General features: G+C 53.6%; 21 protein-coding genes. 7 read left to right on the top strand and 14 right to left on the bottom strand.

Going from position 1 to position 26,103, the window contains the following annotated elements:
• Position 1: 1 nt before the first annotated feature.
• From ctaD to ACX1DY_RS29440, 3 genes are all read right to left on the bottom strand, one after another.
• Positions 2-1,840, bottom strand: a complete 1,839-nt coding sequence (ctaD, locus tag ACX1DY_RS29450) for a cytochrome c oxidase subunit I (RefSeq protein ID WP_458967700.1) — start codon at positions 1,838-1,840, stop codon at positions 2-4.
• A 116-nt stretch (positions 1,841-1,956) separates the two neighbouring features.
• Positions 1,957-3,003, bottom strand: coding sequence for a cytochrome c oxidase subunit II (gene coxB / locus ACX1DY_RS29445; RefSeq protein ID WP_458967674.1), 1,047 nt, complete (start codon positions 3,001-3,003; stop codon positions 1,957-1,959).
• A 395-nt stretch (positions 3,004-3,398) separates the two neighbouring features.
• On the bottom strand, positions 3,399-3,587 hold the full coding sequence (locus ACX1DY_RS29440; protein ID WP_019913840.1) for a hypothetical protein: 189 nt from the start codon (positions 3,585-3,587) through the stop codon (positions 3,399-3,401).
• Positions 3,588-4,090: 503 nt separating this feature from the next.
• Between ACX1DY_RS29440 and ACX1DY_RS29435 the strand changes: the two genes are divergently transcribed.
• Both ACX1DY_RS29435 and ACX1DY_RS29430 read left to right on the top strand, forming a co-directional pair.
• Entirely contained in the window at positions 4,091-4,429 is a 339-nt protein-coding gene (locus tag ACX1DY_RS29435; protein ID WP_458967673.1) for a DUF4870 domain-containing protein, read from the top strand.
• Between the two features lie 119 nt (positions 4,430-4,548).
• Positions 4,549-5,490 (top strand): diacylglycerol/lipid kinase family protein, encoded by a 942-nt coding sequence (locus ACX1DY_RS29430; RefSeq protein ID WP_458967672.1) that lies wholly within the window; start codon positions 4,549-4,551, stop codon positions 5,488-5,490.
• Positions 5,491-5,558: 68 nt separating this feature from the next.
• Here ACX1DY_RS29430 and ACX1DY_RS29425 read toward each other — a convergent pair whose 3' ends face one another.
• The 4 genes from ACX1DY_RS29425 to ACX1DY_RS29410 all read right to left on the bottom strand — a co-directional run bounded on the left by ACX1DY_RS29425 (position 5,559) and on the right by ACX1DY_RS29410 (position 8,431).
• A complete protein-coding gene (locus ACX1DY_RS29425) occupies positions 5,559-6,155 on the bottom strand; it encodes a xanthine phosphoribosyltransferase (RefSeq protein WP_458967671.1) in 597 nt (198 codons plus the stop codon).
• 47 nt (positions 6,156-6,202) lie between these two features.
• Positions 6,203-6,508 carry a hypothetical protein gene (locus tag ACX1DY_RS29420; protein ID WP_458967670.1) on the bottom strand — a complete coding sequence of 102 codons (306 nt, stop codon included), beginning with the start codon at positions 6,506-6,508 and terminating at the stop codon, positions 6,203-6,205.
• Positions 6,509-6,782: 274 nt separating this feature from the next.
• A complete protein-coding gene (locus ACX1DY_RS29415; RefSeq protein WP_458967669.1) occupies positions 6,783-7,616 on the bottom strand; it encodes a TrmB family transcriptional regulator in 834 nt (277 codons plus the stop codon).
• Positions 7,617-7,651: 35 nt separating this feature from the next.
• The gene (locus tag ACX1DY_RS29410) at positions 7,652-8,431 is read right to left on the bottom strand and encodes a zinc ribbon domain-containing protein (RefSeq protein ID WP_458967668.1); all 780 of its coding nucleotides are present in this window, start codon (positions 8,429-8,431) and stop codon (positions 7,652-7,654) included.
• Between the two features lie 297 nt (positions 8,432-8,728).
• On the opposite strand from ACX1DY_RS29410, the gene ACX1DY_RS29405 reads away from it, so the two are divergent.
• Positions 8,729-9,445 carry a GTP pyrophosphokinase gene (locus tag ACX1DY_RS29405; protein WP_458967667.1) on the top strand — a complete coding sequence of 239 codons (717 nt, stop codon included), beginning with the start codon at positions 8,729-8,731 and terminating at the stop codon, positions 9,443-9,445.
• A 213-nt stretch (positions 9,446-9,658) separates the two neighbouring features.
• Here ACX1DY_RS29405 and ACX1DY_RS29400 read toward each other — a convergent pair whose 3' ends face one another.
• The 7 genes from ACX1DY_RS29400 to ACX1DY_RS29370 form a co-directional block, all read right to left on the bottom strand.
• On the bottom strand, positions 9,659-10,441 hold the full coding sequence (locus tag ACX1DY_RS29400) for a hypothetical protein (protein WP_458967666.1): 783 nt from the start codon (positions 10,439-10,441) through the stop codon (positions 9,659-9,661).
• A gap of 33 nt (positions 10,442-10,474) precedes the next feature.
• Positions 10,475-13,564: a DEAD/DEAH box helicase gene (locus ACX1DY_RS29395; protein WP_458967665.1), complete on the bottom strand. Its 3,090-nt coding sequence runs from the start codon at positions 13,562-13,564 to the stop codon at positions 10,475-10,477.
• A gap of 396 nt (positions 13,565-13,960) precedes the next feature.
• Entirely contained in the window at positions 13,961-16,411 is a 2,451-nt protein-coding gene (locus ACX1DY_RS29390; RefSeq protein WP_458967664.1) for a glycoside hydrolase family 31 protein, read from the bottom strand.
• Positions 16,412-16,649: 238 nt separating this feature from the next.
• The gene (locus ACX1DY_RS29385) at positions 16,650-17,030 is read right to left on the bottom strand and encodes a RidA family protein (protein WP_458967663.1); all 381 of its coding nucleotides are present in this window, start codon (positions 17,028-17,030) and stop codon (positions 16,650-16,652) included.
• Positions 17,031-17,129: 99 nt separating this feature from the next.
• Entirely contained in the window at positions 17,130-17,795 is a 666-nt protein-coding gene (locus tag ACX1DY_RS29380) for an oxidoreductase (protein WP_458967662.1), read from the bottom strand.
• Between the two features lie 17 nt (positions 17,796-17,812).
• Positions 17,813-19,087, bottom strand: coding sequence for an MFS transporter (locus tag ACX1DY_RS29375; RefSeq protein ID WP_458967661.1), 1,275 nt, complete (start codon positions 19,085-19,087; stop codon positions 17,813-17,815).
• Between the two features lie 95 nt (positions 19,088-19,182).
• Complete coding sequence (locus ACX1DY_RS29370; protein WP_458967660.1) at positions 19,183-20,601, bottom strand: ATP-binding protein; 1,419 nt, start codon at positions 20,599-20,601, stop codon at positions 19,183-19,185.
• A gap of 502 nt (positions 20,602-21,103) precedes the next feature.
• Here ACX1DY_RS29370 and ACX1DY_RS29365 point away from each other — a divergent pair.
• The 4 genes from ACX1DY_RS29365 to ACX1DY_RS29350 all read left to right on the top strand — a co-directional run bounded on the left by ACX1DY_RS29365 (position 21,104) and on the right by ACX1DY_RS29350 (position 25,627).
• Complete coding sequence (locus ACX1DY_RS29365) at positions 21,104-22,015, top strand: FMN-binding protein (protein ID WP_458967659.1); 912 nt, start codon at positions 21,104-21,106, stop codon at positions 22,013-22,015.
• A 48-nt stretch (positions 22,016-22,063) separates the two neighbouring features.
• Positions 22,064-23,944, top strand: a complete 1,881-nt coding sequence (locus tag ACX1DY_RS29360; protein ID WP_458967658.1) for an FAD-dependent oxidoreductase — start codon at positions 22,064-22,066, stop codon at positions 23,942-23,944.
• A 235-nt stretch (positions 23,945-24,179) separates the two neighbouring features.
• Positions 24,180-24,629, top strand: coding sequence for a hypothetical protein (locus ACX1DY_RS29355; RefSeq protein WP_458967657.1), 450 nt, complete (start codon positions 24,180-24,182; stop codon positions 24,627-24,629).
• A 17-nt stretch (positions 24,630-24,646) separates the two neighbouring features.
• Positions 24,647-25,627, top strand: coding sequence for a polyprenyl synthetase family protein (locus ACX1DY_RS29350; protein WP_458967656.1), 981 nt, complete (start codon positions 24,647-24,649; stop codon positions 25,625-25,627).
• Positions 25,628-26,103 lie beyond the last annotated feature (476 nt).

Raw genomic sequence — 26,103 nt, 5'->3', positions numbered from 1 at the left:
CTCACCTTCCTTCCAGCTCTTCAGGCTCGATGTGCCAGCCGTAATCATCAACAAGCGAGCGTATCAGCATCGACCCGAAGGTAATCAGCAGCCCGATGGCCGTAACCAAATAGTTGTTAAACATGAAGCTCATGAATCCGCTGCTAAAGTTGTCGCGGCTGAACATGAAGCCAAGTCCGGCAATAAAGATGCCGAGCGACATCAGGAACGGCAGGATCGTCGCCGACGGCATATGAATGGGGCCGACCGGCTCGGACGGAATCATGGCGGTATGGCCGGAGGTTTTTTCCTTCCAAAAGGCATCCAGCCCCCGTACCAGCGGTGTCTGCTTGAAATTATATTCCGGCGGCGGCGAGGAAATCGTCCACTCCAGGGTACGGCCGTCCTCCCAGGGGTCATCCCCCGCATCAGCCGGTTTTCTGGAAGTAAGGTAAATGTTAGTCAGGAATATAAGCATTCCCAGACCCATCAGTCCCGCCCCGACGGTACTGACCAGGTTCAGCAGATCGAATTGCTGATTCGGCAAATACGTGAACACGCGCCGCTGCATCCCCATCAGCCCCAGGAAATGCTGCAGGAAGAAGGTGAGATGGAATCCGATGATAAAGGTCCAGAACGTCCATTTGCCAAGGGTTTCACTCAGCATCCGACCGAACATCTTCGGCCACCAGTAGTGCAGACCCGCGAACAGGCCGGAGACCAGACCGCCGACAATAACATAGTGGAAATGCGCCACGACAAAATACGTATCATGGAACTGGAAATCCGCAGGAGCAGAAGCCAGCATCACCCCGGTAACCCCGCCCATAGTGAAGGTGGGAATGAAGCCGACAGCAAACAGGTTGGGGGTGGTGAACCGCACCTGCCCGCCCCACATGGTGAACAGCCAGTTGAAGATTTTGATCCCGGTCGGTACAGCAATAAGCATGGTAGAAACCGAGAACAATGCGTTCGCTACCGGACCAAGACCGGTGGTGAACATATGATGCGCCCAGACCATGAAGCCCAGAAAGGCGATCAGAATCGTAGCGAAGACCATCGAACTATAACCGAACAGCCGCTTGCGTGAAAAGGTTGGAATCACCTCGGAGATAATGCCGAAGGCCGGGAGGATAAGAATGTACACCTCGGGATGGCCGAAGATCCAGAAGATATGCTGCCAGAGCACCGAATTGCCGCCTGCCGATGTGTCGAAGAAATTAGCTCCAAGAATCCGGTCGAACGTAAGCAGCACAAGGCCTACTGTAATAGCGGGAAAAGCGAACAGGATAATAGCCGAGGTAATAAAGCTCGCCCAGACGAACATCGGCATCCGCATATAGGACATGCCAGGGGCGCGCATTGTAATGATAGTTGCGAGGAAATTAATGCCGCCGATCAAAGTCCCGAGGCCGGCAATTTGCAGCCCGATGGTGTAGAAGTCCACGCCATGCGTCCCGCTGTATTGAGTTGTGGACAAGGGCGTGTAGGAGGTCCAGCCGGCATCGGGCGCACCGCCCATGATCCAGCTGAGATTCAGCAGCAGGCCACCGAACAAAAATGTCCAGAAGCCGAGCGCATTCAGAAAAGGAAAAGCCACATCGCGCGCGCCGATCTGCAGCGGAATCACCGCGTTCATCAGCGCAAAGATTACAGGCATGACCCCCAGAAAAATCATGGTTGTGCCATGCATCGTGATCAGCTCATTAAACGTCTGGGCATTCAGAAAGGTATTCATCGGCTTGATCAGCTGGATACGGATCAGAATGGCCTCAAGCCCGCCGATGCCAAAAAAGAATCCTCCGGCCCACAGGTACAGAATTGCTATCTTTTTATGATCGACGGTGGTAATCCAGTCCATCAGCCCGGTATGCCGCTTCACGCTGTGACCATGCTTCAAGGGCTGGGAAGGAATCAGGGATTGCGCTGCTTGAGCCAAGGTTCGTACCCCCTTTTTCAATTATGCCGGCTGAATCTCTATTCCAGCGTGTAGCCAGCCAAATACTCGGCGATTCCGTCAATCTGTTCTTTGCTTAAGCCCAGCTCCTTGGGATTTGGCATCTTGTTGCCCGGTTTGACCTCCGCAGGATTATGCAGCCAGGTCTTGAGATTGTCGAGAACAGGCTCTCCGTCCACACCTGTATCATCGTTCAGCAGAATACCGGCCACCGACTCGCGGGAGCCAATTCCAGTCAGGTTGGGCGCAAGCGACAGATCCTTCTGATCCCCTACGGCATGGCAGCTCAGGCACTGGGCTTTGAACGTCTGGGCCAACGCGGGATCTTCCGGCAGAACAGCCGGAGCTTTCATGGAATCGACCCACTTCTGGAACGCCGCTTCACTGACCGATTTCACCTTGAACTCCATGAACCCGTGGGATGGGCCGCACAGCTCCGCGCATTTGCCACGGTAAACGCCTTCATTTGGCGCACTGAAGCTGAACCGGTTCGTCGTGCCATCGGGGTTGGTATCCATTTTGCCGGAGAGGGAAGGCACCCAGAAGGAATGCAGCACATCCTTCGTGCTCAGCTCAAAGGCGATATCCTTGCCTGCCGGGATCACCAGATCCTGCGCTGTCGTAATTCCGTAATCGGTATACTCAAATTCCCACCAGTATTGGTGTCCGGTCACTTTGACCTTTATCGCATTCTTGTCGCTGGCATGATCATTTCCGGCGGCAAATACGGCTCTGACCGTAGGAACCGCAAGAACAACTACGAGAATCAGCGGAATGACCGTCCAGAGCACCTCCAGCTTGAGGCTGCCTTCCACCTGCTCAGGCGGTTCGCTCTGCTCCGGCCGGCGGCGGAAACGGATCAGCACGTAGGCGGCAATGGAAAAGACGATCAGCAGTACAACGATCATGATCGTTATCGACAGCCTCATCAGGTCGAACGAGCTCTGCGCAGCCGGTCCCTGCGGACGAAGCACAGACAGGTCCTCCCGCCCGCATCCGGCAAGAATGAGTCCAAGCGCTGCGGTCATGGGAAGAAGCCGCTTTCCAGCCTGCCACGTTTTCATCATTGATCTCCCCCGCTTTTTCCGATTTCGTAGATAAAAGCATTGTTCCGTCAATTATAATAATCACTACTAATATAAGTTTGAAGGGGGTTTTTGTCAATCGTTCACAACAAATTCACAAATTGTTTTTTGGCATCGTAAATGCTTGTCTTTACTGGGTTTAAGAACGTTTTCAAAAATACGCGAAATATGTGCTATAATAGATAAAACGCATACATTTTCATTTATGTATAGAAATTCATTTGACTATTGCGAGAGTATCTGAACTCCAAAAAGCATACAAAAAAAACCGCTTCCTGCGGCAGAAGCCGCCCGGGCACGGTTTATGAGAATCCTCATGGATGTGATAACTCAAAATGATGTTGTTCAAAAGCAAGCAGCGCATTCCTGTCTGTTAGCTAGGAGACAGATGAGTTCATTCTCACCAGCTCATGCTCCACGACCATGGTCAGCTCCTCTTCGTAGCCTCCCGTAATCCGGTACTTCCGGACGTACTCCTTCACAAATTTCTTGGGATCCTTGGGCCGGAAAATTCGTGTCATTTCCCGCAGACTTTCCTTGACTTCGTTATGACCTTTACTTGCCATGATCAGTTCCCTCCCAAAACATTGAAAATGAATGCTCCGTTGTAGAGAATGCATGATGAAAAGTCCGCCGTAACCTTGAAATGCAAGTGAAGAAACCATTACACATACGTGGCTTGCATTATCCGTCCAGACTGTCCTTCCGGGATTCCCGAAAGCCGCCTTGCCGGTGAAGCAGGTTCGTCGTGATTTGGGCTGAGAATAAGGATGTCTTAAATATAGACACCTTAGACACTTTGGTTACCCGAAGAGCCACTTGCTGAATCACTCCTTTCGGGCCTTATCGCTATATTGTATCATATTCCAGTCCAAGTTCCACCTTTCCTTGTAAAATGTGCGAATGAGTTTTATTTTATTCATTTACCTTTCACTGCATGTTAGGCTGCAAGCATTTAGCTTCGAGCGTGCCTTTCGCCCACATACTTTGTACAGCCCCTTCATAGGCTTGTAGAGAAGCGGGAAGACGAGAACCGCCTCTTTACCAACCTCAAGGAGCGTGAGCCAGATTGTCCCCTTTCAGATCATCCACCGGATTGCCCGATAATATCGCTGCGGCCATATGCTACTTTTTCCCTTTTATTGGAGGAATCATCTTCCTCGCCCTGGAGAAGCGCAGCCGCTTTGTGCTCTTTCATGCGCTGCAATCGCTGATTGCCTTTGGTGCGCTGACGATTTGCCACGTGCTGAGCGGGTTCATTCCGCTGCTGGGTCCGCTGGCCGCCGTCCTCATCTCTCTGTGCAGCTTCGCCGTGTGGCTGCTTATGATCTACCATGCGCTGGGCGGAAGATGGTATAAGCTGCCCTGGGTGGGGGACATCGCCGAGAACCAGCTCCGCCAGCTGTAGCTCCCTCCTGCAGCGATCGATTCAGCAAGCCTCTTGCTGTTAAAAAGATTCCCTTTTCCTCTTCCGCTTCGTACAATGGATTCAAGACATACAGGAATCTGCAGGCTGGAGGAACATCCATGTATCTATTCATCATAAATCCCCGTTCCGGTGGTGGCGCGGGGCAGCGGACCTGGCATGCCGTGGAGCCCATGCTCCAGGCTCGCGCCACTCCTTACGAAGCGCTGTTCACGCAAAGCGCGGACAGCGCAGAGACCCAGGTCCTCCACGCGCTTGCACGCCGTGAGGACTGGCGCGCCGCCATCGTGATCGGCGGCGACGGCACGATCCACAGCGTGCTGGGCGCGCTGCGGATCAGAGGCGTGGCGCTGGCGGTGATTCCCGCCGGCTCCGGCAACGACACGGCCCGCGGGTTCGGCATCCCGCTGGCCACAGAGGCAGCGCTGGACGCCGCGCTGCAGGACCGCTGCCTGACAGCCGACCTGCTGTCAGGCGCGGATGGCTGGACGCTGACCGCCGTGGCCAGCGGCTTCGATGCCCAGGTGGCCGTCAATGTCAATAACGGCCCTTACAAACGGCTGTGCAACGCCCTCGGCGCCGGACAGCTTGCTTACCTCATCGGCATTCTGCATACGCTGATGACCTTCAAGCCCTGCCGCGTGAGCGTCACCTGCGACGGCAAAGAGCAGGCCTTCGAGAACGCGTGGCTTGTCTCGATCTGCAACCTGCCCAGCTACGGCGGCGGGCTGCTGATCTGCCCGCAGGCGAAGGCCGATGACGGCCTGCTCGACGTCTGCGTCGTGCACGGGATCAGCCGCTGGCAGCTGCTGCGGCTGTTCCCGACGGTCATGAAGGGCACGCATACGGCGCTGCCCTTCGTGACCATGCTGCGCGGACACAGCGTAGCTGTCCGCTTCGCGCAGCCGCGCCATGCCATCGGCGACGGCGAGAGCCTCGGCACGGCGCCGATGGCCGTGCGCTGCGAGCCTTGCGCGCTGCGCGTGCTCTCGCCGCTGGCCGGCGTTCAGGGCGCAGCCGATCCCTGCTCCGCCAGCGGCTAGGCCCGCTCCACAAACAAACGAACCTTCCTCCACGGCAACGTGGCAGAAAGGTTCGTTGTGTTATTTCTCTATTCGGAGCGCTGCTCCCCATCATCTTCGGCAAAGGTGACTGCACCCCCGTCGAGCGAAGCGATGCGGACCAGGGACTCCACGCGGTAGCCGGCTTCCTTGAGTAGACGGCTGCCCGGCTGGAAGGATTTCTCGATCACGATGCCGATCCCGGCCACGGTGCCGCCTGCCTGCTCCACGATCCGGGCCAGGCCGAAGGCGGCCTCGCCGTTGGCGAGGAAATCATCGACAATCAGCACACGTTCGCCGGGAGCAATGAACCTTTTGGAAACGGTGATTTCATTGCTTTCTTTTTTCGTAAATGAGTAGACCTTCTCCACATAGATGTCTTCCGTCAGGGTCAGCGATTTCCGCTTGCGGGCAAATATCAGCGGCACCGCAAGCTCCAGCGCGGTCATGATCCCGGGGGCGATCCCGGAGGATTCGATAGTGAGCACCTTCGTCACTTCTTCCCCGGCGAAACGGCGGGTGAACTCGCGGCCCACCTCGCGCATCAGGAAAGGGTCCATCTGGTGATTCAGAAAAGAATCCACCTTGAGCACACCCTGACCGAGAACAATGCCTTCATCCAGAACCTTTTGTCTGAGCAGCTTCATCCGTGCTCCCCCTTCTCTTCTGAAATGGACCCTGGCCCGGCTTTGATTTACAGTCCTGTTGGCTTCTGCGGCAGCAGGTTGCCGACAATTGACTTCAGATTGTGATCCTCTGTGCTGTTCTCTTTCCCGGTGTCGAAGCCCGTAATACGGATCTGCGAATACTTTTCGCCCGGATTCACAGGCTTAAAGATCAGCTTCTCGCGGTCATCCAGCCGCACATCGAACTTCATGTCCTTGAACATGCTGATTAGCTCTTGTTCTCCGGGGGACTGATCCTCATCCAGAAACAGCAGGCCACGCAAATTCTTGACGCCTTCCGGATGCTCCACTTCAAAATGAACGATACATTCCATTTCTTCACCTCCCTATATAAGTTGAACTTTAGTTTTTCATATTTGGGCATAGTCGTAACTGCGGGGAATGTTTGGACTTCCGGCCGCTGTTGTCTACAGATTTCTTGATTTATTATGCTTCGGCGGATGAAATCCGTAGACAAAGGCGGACGCTATCGCTCCTACAGTTCCAAACTTCCCCTCCGCACTTCTGCCCTTGTTATGTTTTTTCAGTTCAACTTATACAGCTTAATATTAGCTTCAGGCTGCGGAGCTGCTCCGCATGTTCATACGCTTATTCTTGCTCCTCCGCTATTTCATCCGTTTGCTCCCGGCTATCCTGGTCATGCAGCACATATTTGCCGAAAATGCGGCTGTAGCGCTCACCGTACCGCTTCGCAAGCTCAGGTCCCATGTCCTCCTCCAGCTCGAAGAGCACCATTTCCTGTGCAAAGTGGTTCAGCAGCAGCTCCACAAGCACCGGATGCTCAGTGATGACCGCCTGCGCGGTGCCATCCTCATAGCGCATGCCCAGCATACACCAGGCCCGGTCGATGACAAATGAAAACTTCCGTCCTCCGCTTCTGCGCGGCTTCCCGCCAAGCGGCGGCCATGCCGGATATGGAGCCGGAGCCGCGTTGCCGCCGTCAAAGGCCCACAGCAGCTTCACCCCGCGCTTCTCTGCTTGCGCAAGCTCGCTGCGCAGCAATGAGGCTTCCTCCCGCCATACATCGACTACAATTTCCTGCCCGGCCAGATTAAGCTGGCGAATCAGCGCCCCCAGCACATTGCGGTCGCCCTCCACATTGTAGAAGGACGGGCTGACCGGTCCGCCGCGCGGCATTTCACTCTCCATATATGCCAGCGAAGCCTGCACCCGGCCGGAAATCATTGTCGCCAGCTCTTCAGGGTCCAGCACGCTGTAGCGCGCCGGCTCCCCTTCACCGCATCTTACATATCCTTGCTGAGTCAAGCGCTGAAGCGCCGCATATACGTTAGATCTCGATACTCCGAGCTGTTTTGCCACTTCGTAGCCCGAAGCCTGGCCTTTGGTGGCCAGCTCGACCATGATTTTGGATTCCATCTCCGTGAAACCCAAATTGCGCAGATGCAGCAGCAACTGTTCCATCTATGTTGTCCCCCTAAGCTGACTGTAACTCCTGTCTAAATTTGCTCCGAGCCGCAGCGCGGGCACCACATCGAGCCCTTGGGCAGATCGGCCCGGCAGATCTGGCATTTCACAAGCTCGCGCACGCTGCCTCCCTCGCTGACCGCCGCCTCTTCCTCCGGCTCGGCAGCTCTCCAATCACGAATACGGCGATCCAGCTCAAGCTGTCTCTCGCGTTCGCGTTCCAGCTCATCGGCCTCGCGGCGTCCGCGTTCCTCCTCCTGAGCCGTTCCGAAATGCTCCGGGGGCAGCTCCTCCTTCACAGGCGGCTTCTCCGTGTATGACGCACGTAGATCGTGGCGCATTGCTAATTCCTTCTCGGCTTCTGTCAGCTCTTCCTCGCCGTAGTATTCATCCTCTTCCTCTTCATGCTTATGAACGATATGTACGTTCACTGCCGCCGCTTCTTTTCTTAGCGAGGGAGCAGGCTCCAGCTTGCGTCCGCAGTGCGGACAGAAATTGGCTCCCAGGGTGACCACCTGCCCGCAGGCGCAGAGCTGTTCATTCTTCAGCTCAGCAATCCGTGCACGCAGCCCGTCAATCTGCTCCTGAAGCTTGAAGCAGCCCCGCGAGAGCTCCACCATTTTGCCTTCAGCCACAGACATATCCCTGGAACGGTAGCCTTCATAGAAAAGCTTTCCCATCTTCATAAATTCAACTTCCATCTCGCGTTCAATATCGGAGATATGTCCATTCAGCTTGCCGATTTCCACCGAGCTTTGCGCTTTTTCACTCACCCGGCTGGCACCGTCTTTGATGCGCTTAAGTATATTCATTGCAGTTCCTCCTTCTCCAGAGTGAGAACAGGGCTGATTTGCTGCCCCAATAGTTTAAGTTGCCCTTAAACGCTCCATGCAGAAGCGTAAAACGTGCTTCTATCATACCAAATGTCTCGAACAGATTCATTAATACATACTTTATGTGTGCTAATACGCTGCCACTCCTAAAATGTTTCTGTAAAATTGTCTTGGACAAGCGGGGAGTCTCAGACTTATTTTGCTTCCGGGGCGGCACATGGGGTAAAATAAAGAAGCAATCAGTCACATATAACGACGAAAACCGGGAGAGTCTCAGTGGAAGAAAATGATAGTACACAAGTTACGCTGAATCAGTTGCAGGTACATGTCAAGGATTTGCAAAAATGGCAGATGGGCGAGGATTTCGCCAAACAGGGTGAAGATTTCAAAGCGCTGCCGGCGCTCTACCGCCATGCTCTGAATGAGCTTGAGAATAAGATTGATATCATTAAGACAGAGTGGCAGGTGCGCGACGGCTTCAGTCCGATTGAGCATGTCAAGTCACGCATCAAGGAACCCAAGAGCATTCTGCAAAAGATGGAGCGCAAGGGCCATGAGTTCACCATAGAGAATATGGAGCAGCACATTCATGATATCGCAGGCATGCGTATCGTCTGTGCTTTTGTGAAGGATATTTACCGTCTGGTCGATCATCTATGCGTACGCGAAGATATCCGGGTGCTGGAGATCAAGGACTATATCGCCAATCCCAAGTCTAACGGCTATCAAAGTCTTCATGTTATTGTAGCCATTCCGCTCGTCCTGCTGGAAGGCACCCGCTGGGTGAAGGCGGAGATTCAGCTACGCACGCTTGCAATGGATTTCTGGGCCAGCATGGAGCATATTCTCTATTATAAATTCGACAAGCAGCTGCCGCCGCACGTTGCCGAAGAATTGAAGGAAGCCGCCCGCGCCGCCGATGAGCTGGATCAGAAGATGCTCCGCCTGCGCCGTGAAATTCTGGAGCTGACCGAAGGACCCGCCAAGGAATAATCGCTTCAAAAGGTCTTATAACGTCTAAAAGGGCAGCATATGAACATTGGTTAGCCTGTTCATATGCTGCCCTTCAACTATATGCGCTCACTCACCGTGAGAACTATTTCGCGTTCAGGAGCACAGCAAGCAAGAGAAGCTGCTGGAATAGCTGAGCTGCGGTCTGCTTCCTCCAAAAAAAGCCGCATCCCCCATTCAGCTTAATCTTTCACTTTACAGCTTGCTCAAACCAGCAGCCCGGCGGGCAGCCGCCTCAGCCACACGCCGCATGATGAGCGTCAGCCCTTCAGTGGCTCCCGGTGTCTGAGGCAGCAGGGCCGGCCAATTCTCCGCAGGCTCCGCTACCACCGGGGACACCGGGAACGGCCGGGCAGCGATCTCATGAAACAGCGGCCCCGGCTGGTGAAGCGAGCCTTCGGCAGCGGCCTCCGCCAGCCATTCTCCCGCGGACACCGCAGGTCCCTTGCGCTCCAGGCGGGCCAGCTCTGCCGCCAGCGCACCGCTGGCCGGTTTGCCTGTACCGGCCTCCAGGACCTCTTCTTCGGCCCACAGGCCAAATACTCCGGCCAGCAGCTCCTCTTTGTCCAGGCCGCGCAGCGACAATGCCAGCAGCGGTTCTTCGGATAGCTGCTGCTTGATCAGCTCCTGCAGCTCTGCCCGGGTTGCTGTTCCCTCTCCCTGCTCATAGACCGCAGCTTCCAGCTCCGCCGCAGCAGGCAGCAGCCCTAACCCCGAAAGCCTGTCGGGCAGCCTGCCTTGCAGCAGCCCGTATAGCTCTCCCGGATGTGCGGCAAGCTCCTGCAGCACCTTATTCTTCCGCTCAGCCGGCCATAGCGGAGCTTCCAGAGTGAGAACATACGCCGCTTCGCTGTCCCGGGCAGCAGCGCCCGCCGTCTGCCTGGCCTGCATTTCCGCAGGCCGCCCCGCTCCCTGAAGCCCCTTAGCCCGCAGCCTTCCGGGCAGAATCTCCAGCCACAGCTTAAGTGGTCCGCTCATTGTTCACTCCTCCTTTATACTGGTCATTTCCGTCTACATCCAATCCTGGCCCTGCAGCTCAACCAGTTCCTTCAGCTCATGGTTGGACATTTCGGTCAGCCAGTGTTCACCGGAGCCTACGACCTGCTCCGACAGACTTTTTTTGCGTTCAATCAGCTCATCAATCCGTTCTTCCAGCGTTCCTTGACAGATCAGCTTATGCACCTGCACATTTCTGTGCTGGCCGATACGAAAAGCCCGGTCGGTCGCCTGATTCTCCACCGCCGGATTCCACCAGCGGTCATAGTGCAGCACATGGTTGGCCCGGGTCAGATTCAGGCCCACGCCCCCGGCCTTCAGCGAAAGCACGAAGAAGGAAGCGCCCTCCCCTTCCTGAAAAGCATGCACCATCTCGTCCCGCTCCCGCTTCGAAACTCCGCCGTGCAGGAACAGCGGCGCTTTGCCGTACCTTCTTGCCAGCCGGCTGACCAGCAGCTCGCCCATCGCCACATACTGGGTAAAAATGAGTGCAGATTCCCCAAGCTCGTTGATGCTGTCCAGCAGCTCGAACATCACTTCCATTTTGCCGGATTGCTCCGTGCGAAGACTTCGCCCCTCATCCTTGCGGAACAACTGGGGATGATCGCAAATCTGCTTCAGCTTGGTCAAGGAGGACAGCACCAGTCCCCGGCGGGCCATACCTGAGCGCTCACCGATCACGCCTAGCATTTCATTAACCACACCCTGATACATCGCTGCCTGCGTTTCAGTCAGCGTGCAATACGATTTCACTTCCAGCTTCTCGGGAAGATCCTTGGAGATGTCCGGGTCGCTCTTCAGCCGCCGCAGCAGGAAAGGCGAAACAAGCCGATGCAGCTCACGTAGCCGCTCTCCCCCCTCCCCGGAGACATAACGCTGGCGGAAAGAATGGTACGTCCCCAGATACCCCGGATTCAGGAAATGAAAAATCGACCAAAGCTCACCCAGTCTGTTCTCCACCGGAGTGCCCGTCATGGCAATGCGGTTCGGCGCCGTCAGCTTCATCACGCTCTGCGCCTGCTTGGTGCGGTGATTCTTGATGTACTGTGCCTCATCCAGCACGACGGTTGACCAGCGCACACTCGCCAGATCCTCGCTGTCTCTGCCTGCCAGGTGATAGGTTGTCAATACGATCTCATGGCTGGCGGCAAGCTCGGCGAAGCCTGCTCCGCGCACCCGCCGCCCCCCATGGTGGATGTGCAGGCTAAGCGAAGGCGCGAAGCGCTGCAGCTCCCGCTGCCAGTTCCCCAGAAGCGAGGTCGGGCAGAGAATCAGCACCGGCTGGCGCTTCTCATCAGGCGGGGCATTCAGGGCGCGGTCCAGCAGGCAGGTAATCACCTGCACGGTTTTGCCCAGCCCCATATCATCGGCCAGACAGACGCCGAACCCCAGCCCGCTCAGCGAAGCCAGCCATTGATACCCGCGCTCCTGATAGGGTCTCAGCGTCCCATGCAGAGCATCCGGCACCGGACGCAGCGGGAGGTTCCGCAGCACATCGCCTTCCATAAGCGATGCGAGCAGGCCGGAGGTCTCCATCCCGGTGACCGACATCCCTTTCCAGAGACGTTCGTTGCCATCTTCGGCTTCAAGCCGCATCCAATCCGCCGCCGTCATTTCTCCGCTTTCATTCCGTTTCATATATCTGAGCACCTGGCGGATTTCCTTGGGGTCAATCTCAATCCATTCCCCGCGGAACCGCACAAAAGGCACGCCGGCTTCCACCAAAGCACTTAGTTCTTCTTCACTGATCTCCGAATCTCCCAGCGATGCCTCGATGCGGAAGGAGATCAACTGCTCCAGGCCAAGCGCTGCTTGGGCAGGGCCGTCTCCCCCGCCGGCGGGCGGCTGCATCTTCATCTTCATACCTACCCGCCGCCTTCCATCACGACTCCAGCGTGAAGGCATCTGCACCGTGATTCCCCGTTCGCGCAGCGGCTGCACGCTCTCCTTCAGGAAGAAATAGAGCCGCTCCGGCGCAAGCTCTACACCGCTCGGAGCCGGTACGGTGAGCGCACGCTGGATATCCGGCGATATTGTGCCTGCCCGGCCCAGCGCGGCAAGCAACTGCTGCTGAATGTTGCGGTAGCGCTTGCCCCAGAGCGTGAATTCCCGTTCCCGGCTGCTCCAGATTGCCGCCGCCGGAAGCCAGAATTCCCCCTCCTCACGGCTCTCCACCCAGAAGGATAGCCGCCACTCTTCACTCTCGTCCGCCGGCGGCTCCAGACGCAAGCCAAGACCGAGCTGGCCGCTGCGCGCCTCCTCCGTCTCCGCATGCGGCACTTCATTGCCCGCTGTCCCGTTCACTGTGCTCAGAAGCTCCGCCACCTCTGCGGGAGTCCCCTGAACCGGGATATCGCGGCTGCCCGTGAGCAGGCTGTTCCACCACAGCTCCGTAAGCGGCGAATAACCGCGCCGGTAATTCGCCTTATACGGCGCGAGCTTCCCTTCATTCTCCGCCACGACCCGCTTGATCTCCGCAGTCAATACCGCCTGCAGAAAAGAATACAGCACATAAGCGCCGGCATCCTCGCGTGAGGACAAATCACCTTCCTCGGCCACATGAGTACCCAGCGCAAGCACCGGCATGGATGCCGCCATCTGCAGGAACAGCTCTTTGTCCGCCTCCTGCCGAAAAGCCGGGGACCAGACGGCAGCGGCTGCCTGCTCGCCTCCGCGCCGGCGCGAGCCTGCTTTCCGTGGCGGCAGGGCTCCGGGCACAATGCCGCCCGTGCCCATCAGCTCCAGTGCGAAGCGGGCCGCTGCCGCCCAGTAGCGCAGCTCCCCGCCCGGCTCAAGTCCCTGGCTGCGGCAAAGCTGCTCATCCCAGCCGAGCAGCATTTCGAACGCGTCCTTCGGCGACAGAGCCAGCCCTTCAAGCGTGCGCCCCGGCACGCCCCGCCGCGTCGCCTTTCCTTCCACAGAGGGGGCAACCGGATATTTCACTTCCGTAAGCCGCAGCGCAGCACCTGCAAAAGGACGCCAGCCGCTCCGAAGCTCCAGCCGCTTGACTACACGCGTCCATGCATCCACCTTCGGCTCTGAAGTTTCACCGGAGAAGCAAAACAACACGTCCCCTAACCATATTGCATACAGATGCTTAATCATTGATGATCTCCCATAACGTTTTTTTCTTCATCCCTTCATCTTATACGAAAAAGCCCATATTTAAAAACCTTTCTGCAATTTTTCTGCAGATGATCTGCAAAAAAGCGACAAATGCAGGATTCCGCAGTTCTGCGAGGCACAAACTTGAGCGTTTTCGCATAAGACCCTAGGCAGCACAAAACAACGGCATTTCTGCCGTTATTCCCGCCCATACTCCCCGGTGGCCTCTCAACAACGGCAGTTCTGCAGTTATTCTCACCCATACTCCCCGGTGGCCTCTCAACAACGGCATTTCTGCCGTTATTCCCGCACTGACTCCCCGGCGAGTCCCCCCATTGCGGGGATCCCTTCATTTCAAACTTTCGTAAGTCAACATGAGGCAACTCCTTCTACTAGCTACAGCCCCGCCGCATAAATCTGCAGCTCCCCGCCTTCCAGAGCATCGGCCACCTGAATAATTATCGCCCCATTTTTGCCGTTATAGGCCCAGCCGGGGCACCCTTTTTCAAGCTGCTCCTGGCTAATTTCATCAAGCCCCTCCACGGCAGCAGCCGTAAAAAACGGATAACAGAGAGTGAACCGCAACGATTCTCTGCGCGGAACGTATTCACGCACGGTATAGGACCAGCTCAGCCGCAATTTGCCCTCTTCCCCGGCGGCCTGCACACTGATTTCCGCATAATGCCCTTTCTTGTAGCTGAAGCTGTGTCCATCATCCTCATAGAGGGTGCAAGCAGCAGAGAACCCGCTTCGCGCCTCTGCTCCGTACAGATGAAATACTAACGTTTCTTCCGTATCCTCCAGCGCATACTGTTTCAGAGGGCCTTCGGCGACGAAAGTCCCCGCCTTGACGTACATCGGCATAATCCGCAGCGGCGCAGCGGCCAGAATGTGGCGTCCGCCCTCATGCACCTCTCCGTCCCAGTAATCAATCCAGCGTCCCTCCGGCAAATACACGCAGCGGTGGTCTGTATCGGGGCGGTAGACGGGAGCGATCAGCACATTTTCCCCCAGCAGGAACTGGTCGCACAGATTGGTCACATGCGGGTCACGCGGGTATTCCAGAACAAGCGGGCGGATCACAGGCAGGCCGCTCATCTCTGCTTCATGGAACAGGTTGTATAAATGCGGCATCCAGCGGTAGCGCAGGCCGATGAACTCCCGCAGAATCCCCTCCACCTCTTCCCCGAACGACCACGGCTCCTGGCGCAGCGTGCCAATGGAGGAATGATTGCGGCAATACGGAAAAAATACACCCATTTGCGTCCAGCGCACCAGCAGCTGCGCGGAGGTATGGTGGGCGAACCCGCCGATATCAGGCCCGGAGAAGGCCAGTCCCGACAAACCCATGTTCAGCACCATCGGCATCGCCATCGCCATATGCTCCCAGAAGCTGCGGTTGTCTCCCGTCCACACTGCGGCATAACGCTGGATGCCGGCGTATCCGGCCCGGGTCAGCACAAAAGGACGCTCGCCGCCCATATGCCCCATCATTCCCTCATACGTGGCCTTCGACATCATCATCCCGTACAGATTGTGATACTCTTCATGCGTTAGAAGCCGCCCGTTCCCCGAATGCATCACATCGAGATCCATGGTCTTCGACTCATTGAATACGGCCGGCTCGTTCATATCATTCCAGATGCCCTGAATGCCAAGGTCCGTATAGAACTTGTGCAGATCTCCCCACCATTCGGCAGTCCGGCTGTCGCTGAAATCGGGGAACGCGCTGGTGCCCGGCCACACCTCGCCGAAGAAAATATCGCCCTCCAGACGGCGGCAAAAATGCTTCTCCAGCACCCCCTGCTTATATACCTCAAATTGGGGGTCCTTTTTGACACCAGGGTCTACAATCGGCACAATCCGCACACCCAGCTCGCCAAGCTCGGCAATCATTTTGTCAGGCTCAGGAAAATTGACCGGATCAAAAGTGAACACCCGGTACTCATCCATATAGTGGATGTCCAGATAAATAACGTCGCAGGGAATTTTTTTCTCCCGGAACGTCTGCGCAAGCTGCAGCACCTCCTGCTGATTCATATAGCTGTAGCGCGACTGGTGATAGCCGATGGCCCACTTGGGAGGAAGCGTAATCCGTCCGGTCAGCGTGGTATATCTTTTGACCACATCCTTCATGTCAGGCCCGTTGATGAAATAGATATCATAAGCCATGGTAGAGCAGCCGATGGTAAAAGCAACCCCATGCGAGCGCATATCAAAATCACTCCGGCCCGGATTATCCAGAAACAAGCCATACGACAGGCCGCCGTGCATATGAATCAGCAGTGGTATCGACTCATAGAGCGCTTCGATTTCCGGCAGATGGGGTGCAAATACGTCCGTATTCCAGTTCGTATAACGCTCCCCGCGTTTATCCAGGAAGCTCGCTTTCTCTCCAAGTCCGTAAAAATGCGAATCCGGCTGCATATCATATTCAGCATGGCTCGCGCCGCGCGGATTCCAGCTCATCAGATTCTGCTGCATGATGATCGTGCCGTCCAATTTCTCCACCCGGAGCAGAAATGTGGTTTTCTCAATAATCAGCCGGATGACACCGGTCGTGAAGATCAATTGATTCTCAGTTTCCTCCACCGGAAAAAAATGCGGAATGCAGCTTTCCGCCAGCACCGCTTCGGTCGTCGTCAAATCAGGTGCCTGGTCCCGAAACACCTTCATCCGAAACATATCATCGCTCAAAAAAACAAAAGCAATCCCCCCGCGCTCCCCGCGGCAAATATAAATATTCTCCGAGCATTCCCAGGAAACCAGGCTGCCGGTTGTGCTCCAGGTCTCCTTCATCACGAGCGGACCTATTTTCTCGGGGCGTATCGCCTCACTGCTCTCCATTGCTCGCTTTCCCCCTTCGTCTGTTGCGGCCTGCTAATACTACATTTTGCCCAGAGAGCCCGGAGTGCTATCCGCAAAATAACCCTGCAAAGTGGAGCTTCTGCTTCGATGCCGATTCAGGTACTTTGCGGGGACCCTAAAAAACACCAAAAAAAGGCTGCCCTGAGCTATGCAATAGCCGGACAACCTTCCTGTTCCACAGTTTATTCACTTCGCAGCGCTCCACAGAATAACGGGCTTATTTCTTGCGTGCCACCGCTTCAATCTCTACAAGCCCGTCCTTGGGCAGACGCGCAACCTCAACAGCGCTGCGGGCGGGATAAGGTTCGGTAAAGAAGGTGCTGTACACCTCATTTACGGCCGCGAAATCGTTCATATCCTTCAGATACACCGTCGTCTTTACAACATGCTCAAGGGATGCTCCGGCCTCTTCAAGGATTGCTTTAACGTTGCTAAGCGATTGGCGTGCCTGCTCCTGTACACCCTCAGCCAGCGCTCCTGTCTCCGGGTTCAATCCCAGTTGACCTGAAGTATACACCCAGTTCCCGGCGATGATCGCCTGGCTGTAAGGGCCGATGGCTCCGGGTGCTTTTGCGGTTGCTACCTGCTTTTTACTCATAATCTGCTCCTCCTGTTTTGCTGTACACATTCCTTTATGTACATATGATTTATGTCTCAATTGTACGTCCTGAGCTCCGTGTAACGCAAACCTGTGCCATCAGCTTCTTCCAATCACATGGATAACGTCGTTGGTGTAGACATGCACACCACGGGTTTCAGCCAGAGCAATGTTCATCATGGCTCTAGCCACTGTAGCACCGGGAACCGCCCGGTACTTGGCCGCTTTGCCGATCATGGCGAAATCCAGCGCCTTCATCAGCACTGAAGCCGCCTGTTCGCCCGGCCTGTGCTCCTCACGTTCACCAAGCAGCAGGGAGGGGCGGAACAGATGCAGTCCCTGAAAGCCGGAAGCCATCAGCCCCTCCTCCACCTTCCCTTTAGTCCGGGAGTAGAAATTACGTGATTTGGCGCTAGCTCCCATAGAGGAGACTGCCAGAAACTGCTCCACACCACAGGCTTTGGCCAGCTCGGCAGCGGCAAGCGGATATTCCAGATCGACGCGCTCGAATTGCGCCTGTGAGCCGGCTTTCTTGATCGTTGTCCCGAGACAGCAAAAGACGGCCGAGACTCCTGCAAACTGCTCCTTATTTTGCCCAAGCTGCTCCCAATCAATGATAATTTCCTTCAGCTTGGGATGCTGGAGCTTCAGCGGACGGCGGACCAGCACACGAACCTCATCCCACGCCCCTTCATTCAGCAAATCCTCCGTCAGCGCACGGCCTATCAGGCCTGTTGCCCCTAGAACTACGGCGATTCTAGTCATTGACCTGTCTCCTTTTATTAGTCGTCCCTGAGAATTCGGCGGCCCAGCAGCAGCGCCAAGGCAAGCATAAGTACCCCAACGACAAGCTGCATGCCATACACCTGTGTCCAGTGCGGCCACTCTTTGATCCATTCATAGATTTTCCCGCCGATAAGCGGGCCGAAAAATGCCGCAAGCCCCGTCAGCGCCGCATACATCGCCATGTACATCGGGCGTTCCTTCTTCGGCGTATCTCCAATAATGAAATTGAAGGCCAGCTGGTTAAAGCCCCCAACCCCCATGCCAAAAATAATATGAGCGGCAAACAGAACCGGCAGCATCGGCAGCACGGAGAGCAATCCCCAGAAAAGCGAGGATAAGGCGATGATCGGCAGCGTCCAGAGCAGCAGTCTTTTATTGCTGTATCTCGCGTTCAGATTGCCCCACACATAGAAGCTTAACATCATAAAGATCGTCTGGGACACGTTCAGCAGAGATAACGTCTCATAATTGATGTGCAGGAGCTGCAGCATGACATAAGAGTACAGCGGTACGCTCAAGTTCTGCAGCAGCAGCCAGGCCGAAAGAAACAGCGTAGACTTCATAAACAGCTTGTCGTGAAGCGGTTTCTTAAGCATTGGCAGAAAATCCTTCTCGTCCGATTTCTCAAAGGGCACATCCGGATAGAAGAAGAATACGGCAATATTCGATAAAGCGAAAATCCATACAACAATATACAAAATCAAAAACCCGTGTCCCCCGGGATAACGGTCAAGCACAACGCCGCCGCCATACATGACCAGAGATCCCAGAGCATTCAGGAGTGTATTGCGGATTCCAAAATAACGGCCTCTCACCCGTGCGGGAACCAGGTCGCTGATTACTGAGTTCCACAGCATACCACCCGCCGTATTGACAATAAAAGCAATCGTATACAAAACGATGAATGCGGTGACCCAGTACTCTTTCGGGAAAATAAACGGTATCAGCCCGGTGGAGCTCCACAGCACCCTGTGCAGGCCGATAAACGTTACCATAGCCCATTTACGGCTCGGCAGCTTCTGGATCAGAAAAGCTACGCCAATTTGCGCTACATTAACCAGAGTGGTAAGCGCGAGTACAAAACCGATCTGGCTGGAGCTGGCTCCTAAATACAGCAGAAAGCCGGTCAGAAACTGCCCTTGAAGCAGCACCTGAAATATCGTTGACGGGATCCCCTCAAACGTTGCAATCTCCAGATTCTTACGATGTACCGAGGCTTTGCGGACGGCCTTGGGACGGGCAACGCGCTGCCTGTTTCTTATGATGTGCATAGGGGTATAAGATCTCCTTTGATGCGGCTTTGGCTTCATTCTACCCGACAGCAATCTCCTGTCAATACGCCAAAATCACAAATAAAATTGGAGCTTCACACCGCCTTATGACCGGATGCCTGCAGGGGTAAATATAGTGAAAACAGGCTTCCCTGATCCTCCCCGCTGGATAAAGTAATAAATCCGCCAAGCAGCTTGGCCAGATCATTGCTGATGGACAGACCAAGCCCCGTCCCGCCGTACTTGCGGCTGATGGTGCTGTCCGCCTGCTGAAAGGACTCAAAGATCACCGCATGCTTCTCGGCGGCAATTCCGATGCCGCTATCCTGCACGTCAAAAACAATCCAGCGCTGCAGAACCTCGGCTTCTTTACGCTCCGCAGTGCGCACATTTAATGAAACAAACCCGTTCATAGTAAATTTAAAGGCATTGGAGAGCAGATTGCGGAGAATTTGCTGCACCCGCTGAGGATCGGAATGAATGATCGCAGGCACATTGTCCTCCAGCGCAATGCTGAAATCCAGCCCCTTCTGTTTCGCTACCACATTGAACTGCTGCGCCAGCAGATCAGGTATCTCGCTGACACTCAGTTCCTCATGAACCACATCCAGCTTGCCTGCCTCCACCTTGGACAGATCGAGAATATCATTAATCAGCGACAGCAGATCGCTGCCCGAACGGTGGATTATGCCTCCATACTCTGTGGTTTCCTCGCTGCTCAGGCCATCATTTTCTTCAATAATCTGGGATAAGTTAATAATGCTGTTCAGCGGCGTTCTCAGCTCATGCGACATATTAGCCAGGAACTCTGATTTGAAATGGGACGCCAGCATAAGCTGCTTCGCCCGCTCCTCAAGTGCGATCTTATTCTTATGCAGCTCCTCCGCCTGTGCGGACAGCAGCTCGTTCGCCCTGACAACCTGTCCGGTACGCTGCAGGTCCAGTTGAAAATCACGGATAATAAGCGCAAACAATATGCTGAGAATCACCCCTGACGGGAGAGTCGTCGGCAGAATTTTCATTATGTAAGCCTGATCAGGTATCACGCCAAACACAAGGATATTCACCGCGTTCATCAAATTCACAACCAGAATGACAACGAGCCCTTTGCTTACTACCGAAGCAGGCGAGCGGCGCATCCATAAGCTGAGTCCGGCGCATACAAAGCCCAGAATTGATAAATTAAGCACTCCGGCAACAGCCGCTTCGTTGATCCCGAAGGTAAGCCGGGTCAGCCCTGTGCCGACTCCGATCAATATAAGAATAAAAGGCTGAGAGAGCGCTAGAGTGGAGATAATTAGCGGCACAAAACGCAAATCAAAGATTACATGCTCGTCCAGCCTGTATCCGAAACAAGAACTTATCCATCCGCCGAAGATTGCCAGCAGCACCCAGCTCGCCTTTTTTACCGGTGCAGGTGCATACGTAAGAGTATATTTGTATATTAAATTCGCCAGATAAGCGACAGTTATAAGCAAGGCAGAATTCATAAGAAAAATCTTCAGATATTCCATAGCATTCCTCCGATAAAGATTACAAAATTGTAACACTCATTATTCATAGTATCATAACAGTAGAATGAATTCATGGAATCACAGTCCTATTTGCTATATATCGGAAATAGGACTAATCGGCATTATGCGAACTGATTTCATAAGGACAAAGTCATTTTTTGTCACATAATAGTCTTCTAAATATCTTCTAAATATATATCCAAATATTTTAAAATTTGATATAATTCAAGTGTTAATAAAATTCTTCATGGATAAGTGATTATTTTCACATGACTATTGTCCCACTTGTGCTAGAATGCCATCGAAGAAGAAACGGATTTATTAAATTTTTTCTTATCACTGGCCGATATATGTCATGTAGCTGCTACAAAAAGGGTCTTTAGTCGGATTCAAAAGTGATATATGTCATTTATAAAGTGATTTTTATCACTTCCAATTACTATTAAAATGTTTTACATTTTAATATATATATTTTAAACTATTTTTTTGGAGGTCAACCTAAATGAAAAAAGCTTCTGTAATCTTGTCGAGCGCTCTGGTACTCGGTACGTTGCTCGCTGGATGCGGCAACAACAATTCTAACAATGCTGCTGCAACCAATGCCCCTGCTGAATCCACAGCACCTGCCGCAACTACTGCACCTGCAAGCAACTCCGGCACTGCTGAAGCAGGCAAGTATCAAGATGGAACATATTACGGCACAGCTCCTGCTGATGAAAAGACCGGCTGGGAATCCTTCGTAATCCTGACTGTTGAAGGCGGAAAAATCACTAAAGCAGATTGGGACGCTTTCAATGTTAAGAGCGCTGGCGACCTGAAGAAAAAAGTTTCTGAAGACGGTAAATATGGTCTGGTATCCAAAGGTGGCGGCCAAGCCGAATGGCATGAGCAAGCTGCTAAAGCTGAAGCCTTTTTGGTTGAAAAACAAGATCCTGCAGCAGTTGTAGTAAATGGCGAAGGCAAAACTGATGCCATCTCCGGCGTTTCTGTAGGCGTTAGTGATTTCGTAACTGCAGCTCAAGCCGCTCTGACTGCCGGCCCTGTACAAGCTGGTCCTTACAAAGACGGCGGATACACTGCTGAAGGCGAAATGGATAAAGAATCCGGTTGGAAATCCACTGTTGCTTTGACTGTTGCGGGCGGTAATATCGTAGCTGCTAACTTCAGCGGCGTGAATGCTGCCGGCGACGACAAGAAACAATACTCCATAGATGGCAAATACGGCATGAAAGCCGGCGGAGCTTCTGCTGAATGGCACGAAGAAATCGCACTTGCCGAGAAATACTTCCTTGACAACAAAGGTGCTGCCCCAACTCTGGATAAAGAAGGTAAAACTGACGCTATTTCCGGCGTATCCATCCACGTTGGCGAATACTTTTCACTGGCAGAAAAAGCCCTCGAAGGCGCGAAATAACATTCGCTATCCTTTTGCAGCTAATCAGACGAATGAGGTGAGTTTCTCTTGAAGAAAATAGTCATTTTGGGTGGCGGCTACGGCGGCGTACTCACGGCTAAGAAACTGGCAAAGAAGTATAAGAACAACAAAGATGTAGAAATTAAACTGATCGACCGTAATCCTTATCACACTCTCTTGACTGAGCTGCATGAGGTTTCAGCGAACCGTGCGCCTGAGGATTCAATCAAAGTTGATTTGAAGAAAATTTTTGCAGGTCTCAAAGTGGATGTTGTTCTGGATGAAATCAGCAACATTGATTTTAAAGGTAAGAAGCTGAAATCCGACAAGGCCACTTATGCTTACGATTACCTGGTAATCGGCACAGGCAGCAAACCGACTTTCTTCGGAATTCCGGGAGCTGAAGAGAATACCTTCTCCTTCTGGTCCTACGACGACGCGGTTGCACTCAAACGCCAAATCCGCGACATGTATACTCAAGCGGCCAAAGAGAAAAATCCTGCTGTACGCCGCGCAATGCTGACCTTCGTCATCATCGGTGCCGGCTTCACAGGCGTCGAGCTGGTTGGGGAAATGGCTGAGCAACGCGATGAGCTGTGCAGAGAATTCTTCATTGATCCGTCCGAGGTTCGCCTGATTGTGGCCGATATGGCTCCGAAGATTCTGCCAATCCTGCCGGATAAGCTGATTCAGAAGGCTGAAGCCCGTCTGCGCAAGCTGAAGGTAGAAATCGTGACCGGTGCCAAAATCACCGAAGTTGGCGATGGCAGCGTGGCTCTTGGCGAGAAGAACATCGTCGATGCCAAGACCATTGTCTGGACCGCCGGTGTCGAAGGCTCCGAACTTGTCGGCGGCCTTGAAGTACAACAGCAAGGACGCAAACGGATTGTTACAGATGAGCATCTGGAAAGTGTTGACCACAAGAACGTATACGTTGTAGGGGACAACATCTTCTATATTCCTGAAGGCGAGACCCGTCCGGTTCCGCAGATGGTTGAAAATGCTGAACAAGCCGCTCCGGTTATTGCGAACAACATCGCTGCAGATATCAGCGGTACTGCCAAAAAAGCCTACAAACCAGGCTTCCACGGTACGATGGTCTCCATCGGCAGCCGCTACGGCGTTGCCAACGTAGGACTTCCAGGCAAGCTCTTTATGCTTACCGGCTTCATGGCTATGCTGTCCAAGCATTTTATCAATATGTTCTACCTGTCCCAGGTAGCTGGCTTCAATAAAGTATGGACTTATATGATGCACGAGTTCTTCCATGTAGAGAACCGCAAGAGCTTTGTGGGCGGCTACTTCTCCAAACGCTCGCCGAACTTCTGGCTGGTTCCGCTCCGTATGCTTCTCGGTGGTATGTGGTTATATGAAGGTATAGATAAGCTGAGAAAGATCTGGGTTGATCCGAATAAAATCTTCCTGATCCCTGCTGCTCCATTTGCAACAGATGCTGCTTCGTCAGCCAGTGTTGCCGTGGATGCCGTTAAAACAACGGTAGATGCACAGTCCGCAGCTTCGGCAGTTTCCACTGCCAAAGAAGCCGTATCGGCTTTGCCGGTTCCAGGCTTTGTCTATGACATTACGAACTGGTTCATGGATTTGATGTTCTACAACAACGATGGAAGCTATACCTTCCTGGCAAAATGGTTCCAAATCGGTATGGTCTGTGCCGAAATCGTCTTTGGTGTTATGCTTATCGTAGGTCTGTTCACAGCTCTTTCTTCCCTGGCGACCATCGCTATGGCGGTAATGATCTGGTCGACCAAGATGGCAGCTACCGAAATGCTCTGGTACGTTGGGGCGGCTATCGCCTGCATCGGCGGATCGGGCAGCGTATTCGGTCTCGACTACTACGTTCTTCCTTGGCTCAAAAAGCAGTGGAAACGAATCCCGCTCGTGCGGCGATGGTATCTATTCACCGACTGACGATTCAGCGGTTCACTGCTCCGTATATCATATAATTTATAATAGCAGTGACTTATGTGTTTTTTATGTTGCTGCAACTGAATATGTTATTCTTAAGAGTAATGTGTCCCTAGGACACATTACTCTCCTTGTTTACCAAGGTGATTTAGCTGCGTTTTGTTTTGAATAATGGTTTTGTAGGGATAATCAAGACTATGGTTTCTTCCGGCAAAACCGACAAGAAGGAGAGAATCTTGTGAACAGAAAACTCATTGAAGATACCTTCCGGCTGCTTGAGGCTGAAATGTCACCCATCGCCGGAATTCAGTTGCATCTCTCTCCGGCAGAATGTGAGCAATTGCTCCCGGTACTGGAACGCCATGATCTGGAATATGAACGCAAAATCCATTTGCTTGGTATTTATACCATTCTTACCGTGGCGGCTGGACGCCATATGGAATGTGTCCCACATCATCCTGACCTGACCCGCAACATTTTGGATGGAGATTATTTATATAGCTTTTATCTGCAGTTTGCGGTGAAGTGCCGTGAGCTGGACCTGGTTGCCTATTTGGCACCCTCAATTAAAAAATTGCAAATCGCGCGGTCAAATGGAGACTTCTCGGAACAAAACCCGGCGGCTGGGATTGAACAGTTCCTGATTCAAGAGCGCAGGCAGCGAAGCCGCACAAGCAAAGCCATTTGACAGGTGGGAACCATACAATGAAGCTCCATGAAGCCTTGAATATAGACCTGAATGAAATTAACCTTGAAATTCAAAATCTTGTGGCCCGTGATAAGGATGTACCCAAAAAATCACAGCTCGCGCAGAGTATTCTGGAATTGACCGGCTCCGGCGGCAAGCGCCTCCGTCCGCTCATGGTCATCGTTGGCAGCCGTTTCGGGCGCAAGCCCTCAAGCCGCCGAACTCTGCAATTGTCCGCTGCTGCTGAATTTATTCATGTGGCCTCATTAATTCATGATGATATTATTGACGATGCCGAGCTGCGGCGGGGCGCTCCGGCCTTGCACACCAAGACCGGCGTCTTATCGGCTGTACATATCGGCAACTATATGTCCGCCCGTATCATTGAACTGCTCAGTAAATACACCGGAGACAAAAACCGCTACGTTCACGATTTATCCTCTGTAGCTACCGCCCAGCTATGTCTTGGTGAATACCAGCAAATGGAGCATGCCTACGACTACAACCTTTCATTTGAGCAATATCTGGAGAAATCACGCAACAAAACGGCAATGCTGATGGCCACCTGCCTGCGGGTAGGCGCACTTTCCACTGAAAGCACTGATGAGACTGCCAATCTGCTTTATGCTTTTGGCGAGGCGCTTGGTATGTCCTTTCAGATCCAGGATGATCTGCTGGACTTCACCCAGTCGGCCGATGTGCTCGGCAAGCCCGCCGGCAGCGACCTGCGCCACGGCCAGGTTACACTCCCTGTCCTGTTTGCCCTGCAGGACCCCGAGCTGGCTCCAGCCATCCGCACAATCGGTCCCTCCTCCTCCGATGAAGAGGTTGCCCATGTGCTGAGCCTGATCAACCGCAGCGATGCTCTGGCCCGTACCGAAAGCGTCAGCCAGGACTATCTCGATCAGGCAGCCGCCATTATTGAGCAGTTGTCCAGCTACCCGTCACATACCGATCTCGAGACACTGCTGCAGTATTTTGCTGGGCGTGACCGGTAGGGCATCCTAAATTGCGGTCAAGTGTACCTATTGAGCACAGCCGTTGGCAGCTAGCTGCTTGTTAGCTGCCAACGGCTACTTGACGTGCAATTGGTCCGTCAATCGTCTAACTTGCCTACGAACAGCGGGACTGTCAGCGGCAACCGTCTGCCGACCAATTAGCAGGCCTCTCAACAGCTTACCGTCGCTGACCGACTAACGGACCTGTTATCGGCCTACCGTCTGCCGACCGAAGTGGAAAAAGTACAACTAATTCAGCCAAAACGGCCGCCAAACGCCGAATTCCCCTGAATTAAGTGGACTAATTCCAACTAAGATCCGCTATGGCAAGAATTCGAGGAAATTAAGTGGACAAATTCAGACTGTTGGTAAAGTCCATTTTAAGCCGCAAAAATCATGTTGAAATCCAAACGGCGGTCGAAGTAGCGAAAGTTAACGTTTTTCATACACAAATAAAGAGCACGGGTCTCCTTCTG

Source organism: Paenibacillus sp. BAC0078, assembly GCF_054483875.1.
Note: the sequence above shows the minus strand (reverse complement) of the source record. Positions and strands in the feature narration are given on the sequence as shown.

Bases quoted from the DNA above. Each gene is read 5' to 3' on its own strand.
- ctaD (WP_458967700.1), bottom strand. From the start codon at position 1,840: ATGGACTGGATTACCACCGTCGATCATAAAAAGATAGCAATTCTGTAC.
- coxB (WP_458967674.1), bottom strand. From the start codon at position 3,003: ATGATGAAAACGTGGCAGGCTGGAAAGCGGCTTCTTCCCATGACCGCA.
- ACX1DY_RS29440 (WP_019913840.1), bottom strand. From the start codon at position 3,587: ATGGCAAGTAAAGGTCATAACGAAGTCAAGGAAAGTCTGCGGGAAATG.
- ACX1DY_RS29430 (WP_458967672.1), top strand. From the start codon at position 4,549: ATGTATCTATTCATCATAAATCCCCGTTCCGGTGGTGGCGCGGGGCAG.
- ACX1DY_RS29425 (WP_458967671.1), bottom strand. From the start codon at position 6,155: ATGAAGCTGCTCAGACAAAAGGTTCTGGATGAAGGCATTGTTCTCGGT.
- ACX1DY_RS29420 (WP_458967670.1), bottom strand. From the start codon at position 6,508: ATGGAATGTATCGTTCATTTTGAAGTGGAGCATCCGGAAGGCGTCAAG.
- ACX1DY_RS29415 (WP_458967669.1), bottom strand. From the start codon at position 7,616: ATGGAACAGTTGCTGCTGCATCTGCGCAATTTGGGTTTCACGGAGATG.
- ACX1DY_RS29410 (WP_458967668.1), bottom strand. From the start codon at position 8,431: ATGAATATACTTAAGCGCATCAAAGACGGTGCCAGCCGGGTGAGTGAA.
- ACX1DY_RS29400 (WP_458967666.1), bottom strand. From the start codon at position 10,441: ATGAGCGGACCACTTAAGCTGTGGCTGGAGATTCTGCCCGGAAGGCTG.
- ACX1DY_RS29395 (WP_458967665.1), bottom strand. From the start codon at position 13,564: ATGATTAAGCATCTGTATGCAATATGGTTAGGGGACGTGTTGTTTTGC.
- ACX1DY_RS29390 (WP_458967664.1), bottom strand. From the start codon at position 16,411: ATGGAGAGCAGTGAGGCGATACGCCCCGAGAAAATAGGTCCGCTCGTG.
- ACX1DY_RS29385 (WP_458967663.1), bottom strand. From the start codon at position 17,030: ATGAGTAAAAAGCAGGTAGCAACCGCAAAAGCACCCGGAGCCATCGGC.
- ACX1DY_RS29380 (WP_458967662.1), bottom strand. From the start codon at position 17,795: ATGACTAGAATCGCCGTAGTTCTAGGGGCAACAGGCCTGATAGGCCGT.
- ACX1DY_RS29375 (WP_458967661.1), bottom strand. From the start codon at position 19,087: ATGCACATCATAAGAAACAGGCAGCGCGTTGCCCGTCCCAAGGCCGTC.
- ACX1DY_RS29370 (WP_458967660.1), bottom strand. From the start codon at position 20,601: ATGGAATATCTGAAGATTTTTCTTATGAATTCTGCCTTGCTTATAACT.
- ACX1DY_RS29365 (WP_458967659.1), top strand. From the start codon at position 21,104: ATGAAAAAAGCTTCTGTAATCTTGTCGAGCGCTCTGGTACTCGGTACG.
- ACX1DY_RS29350 (WP_458967656.1), top strand. From the start codon at position 24,647: ATGAAGCTCCATGAAGCCTTGAATATAGACCTGAATGAAATTAACCTT.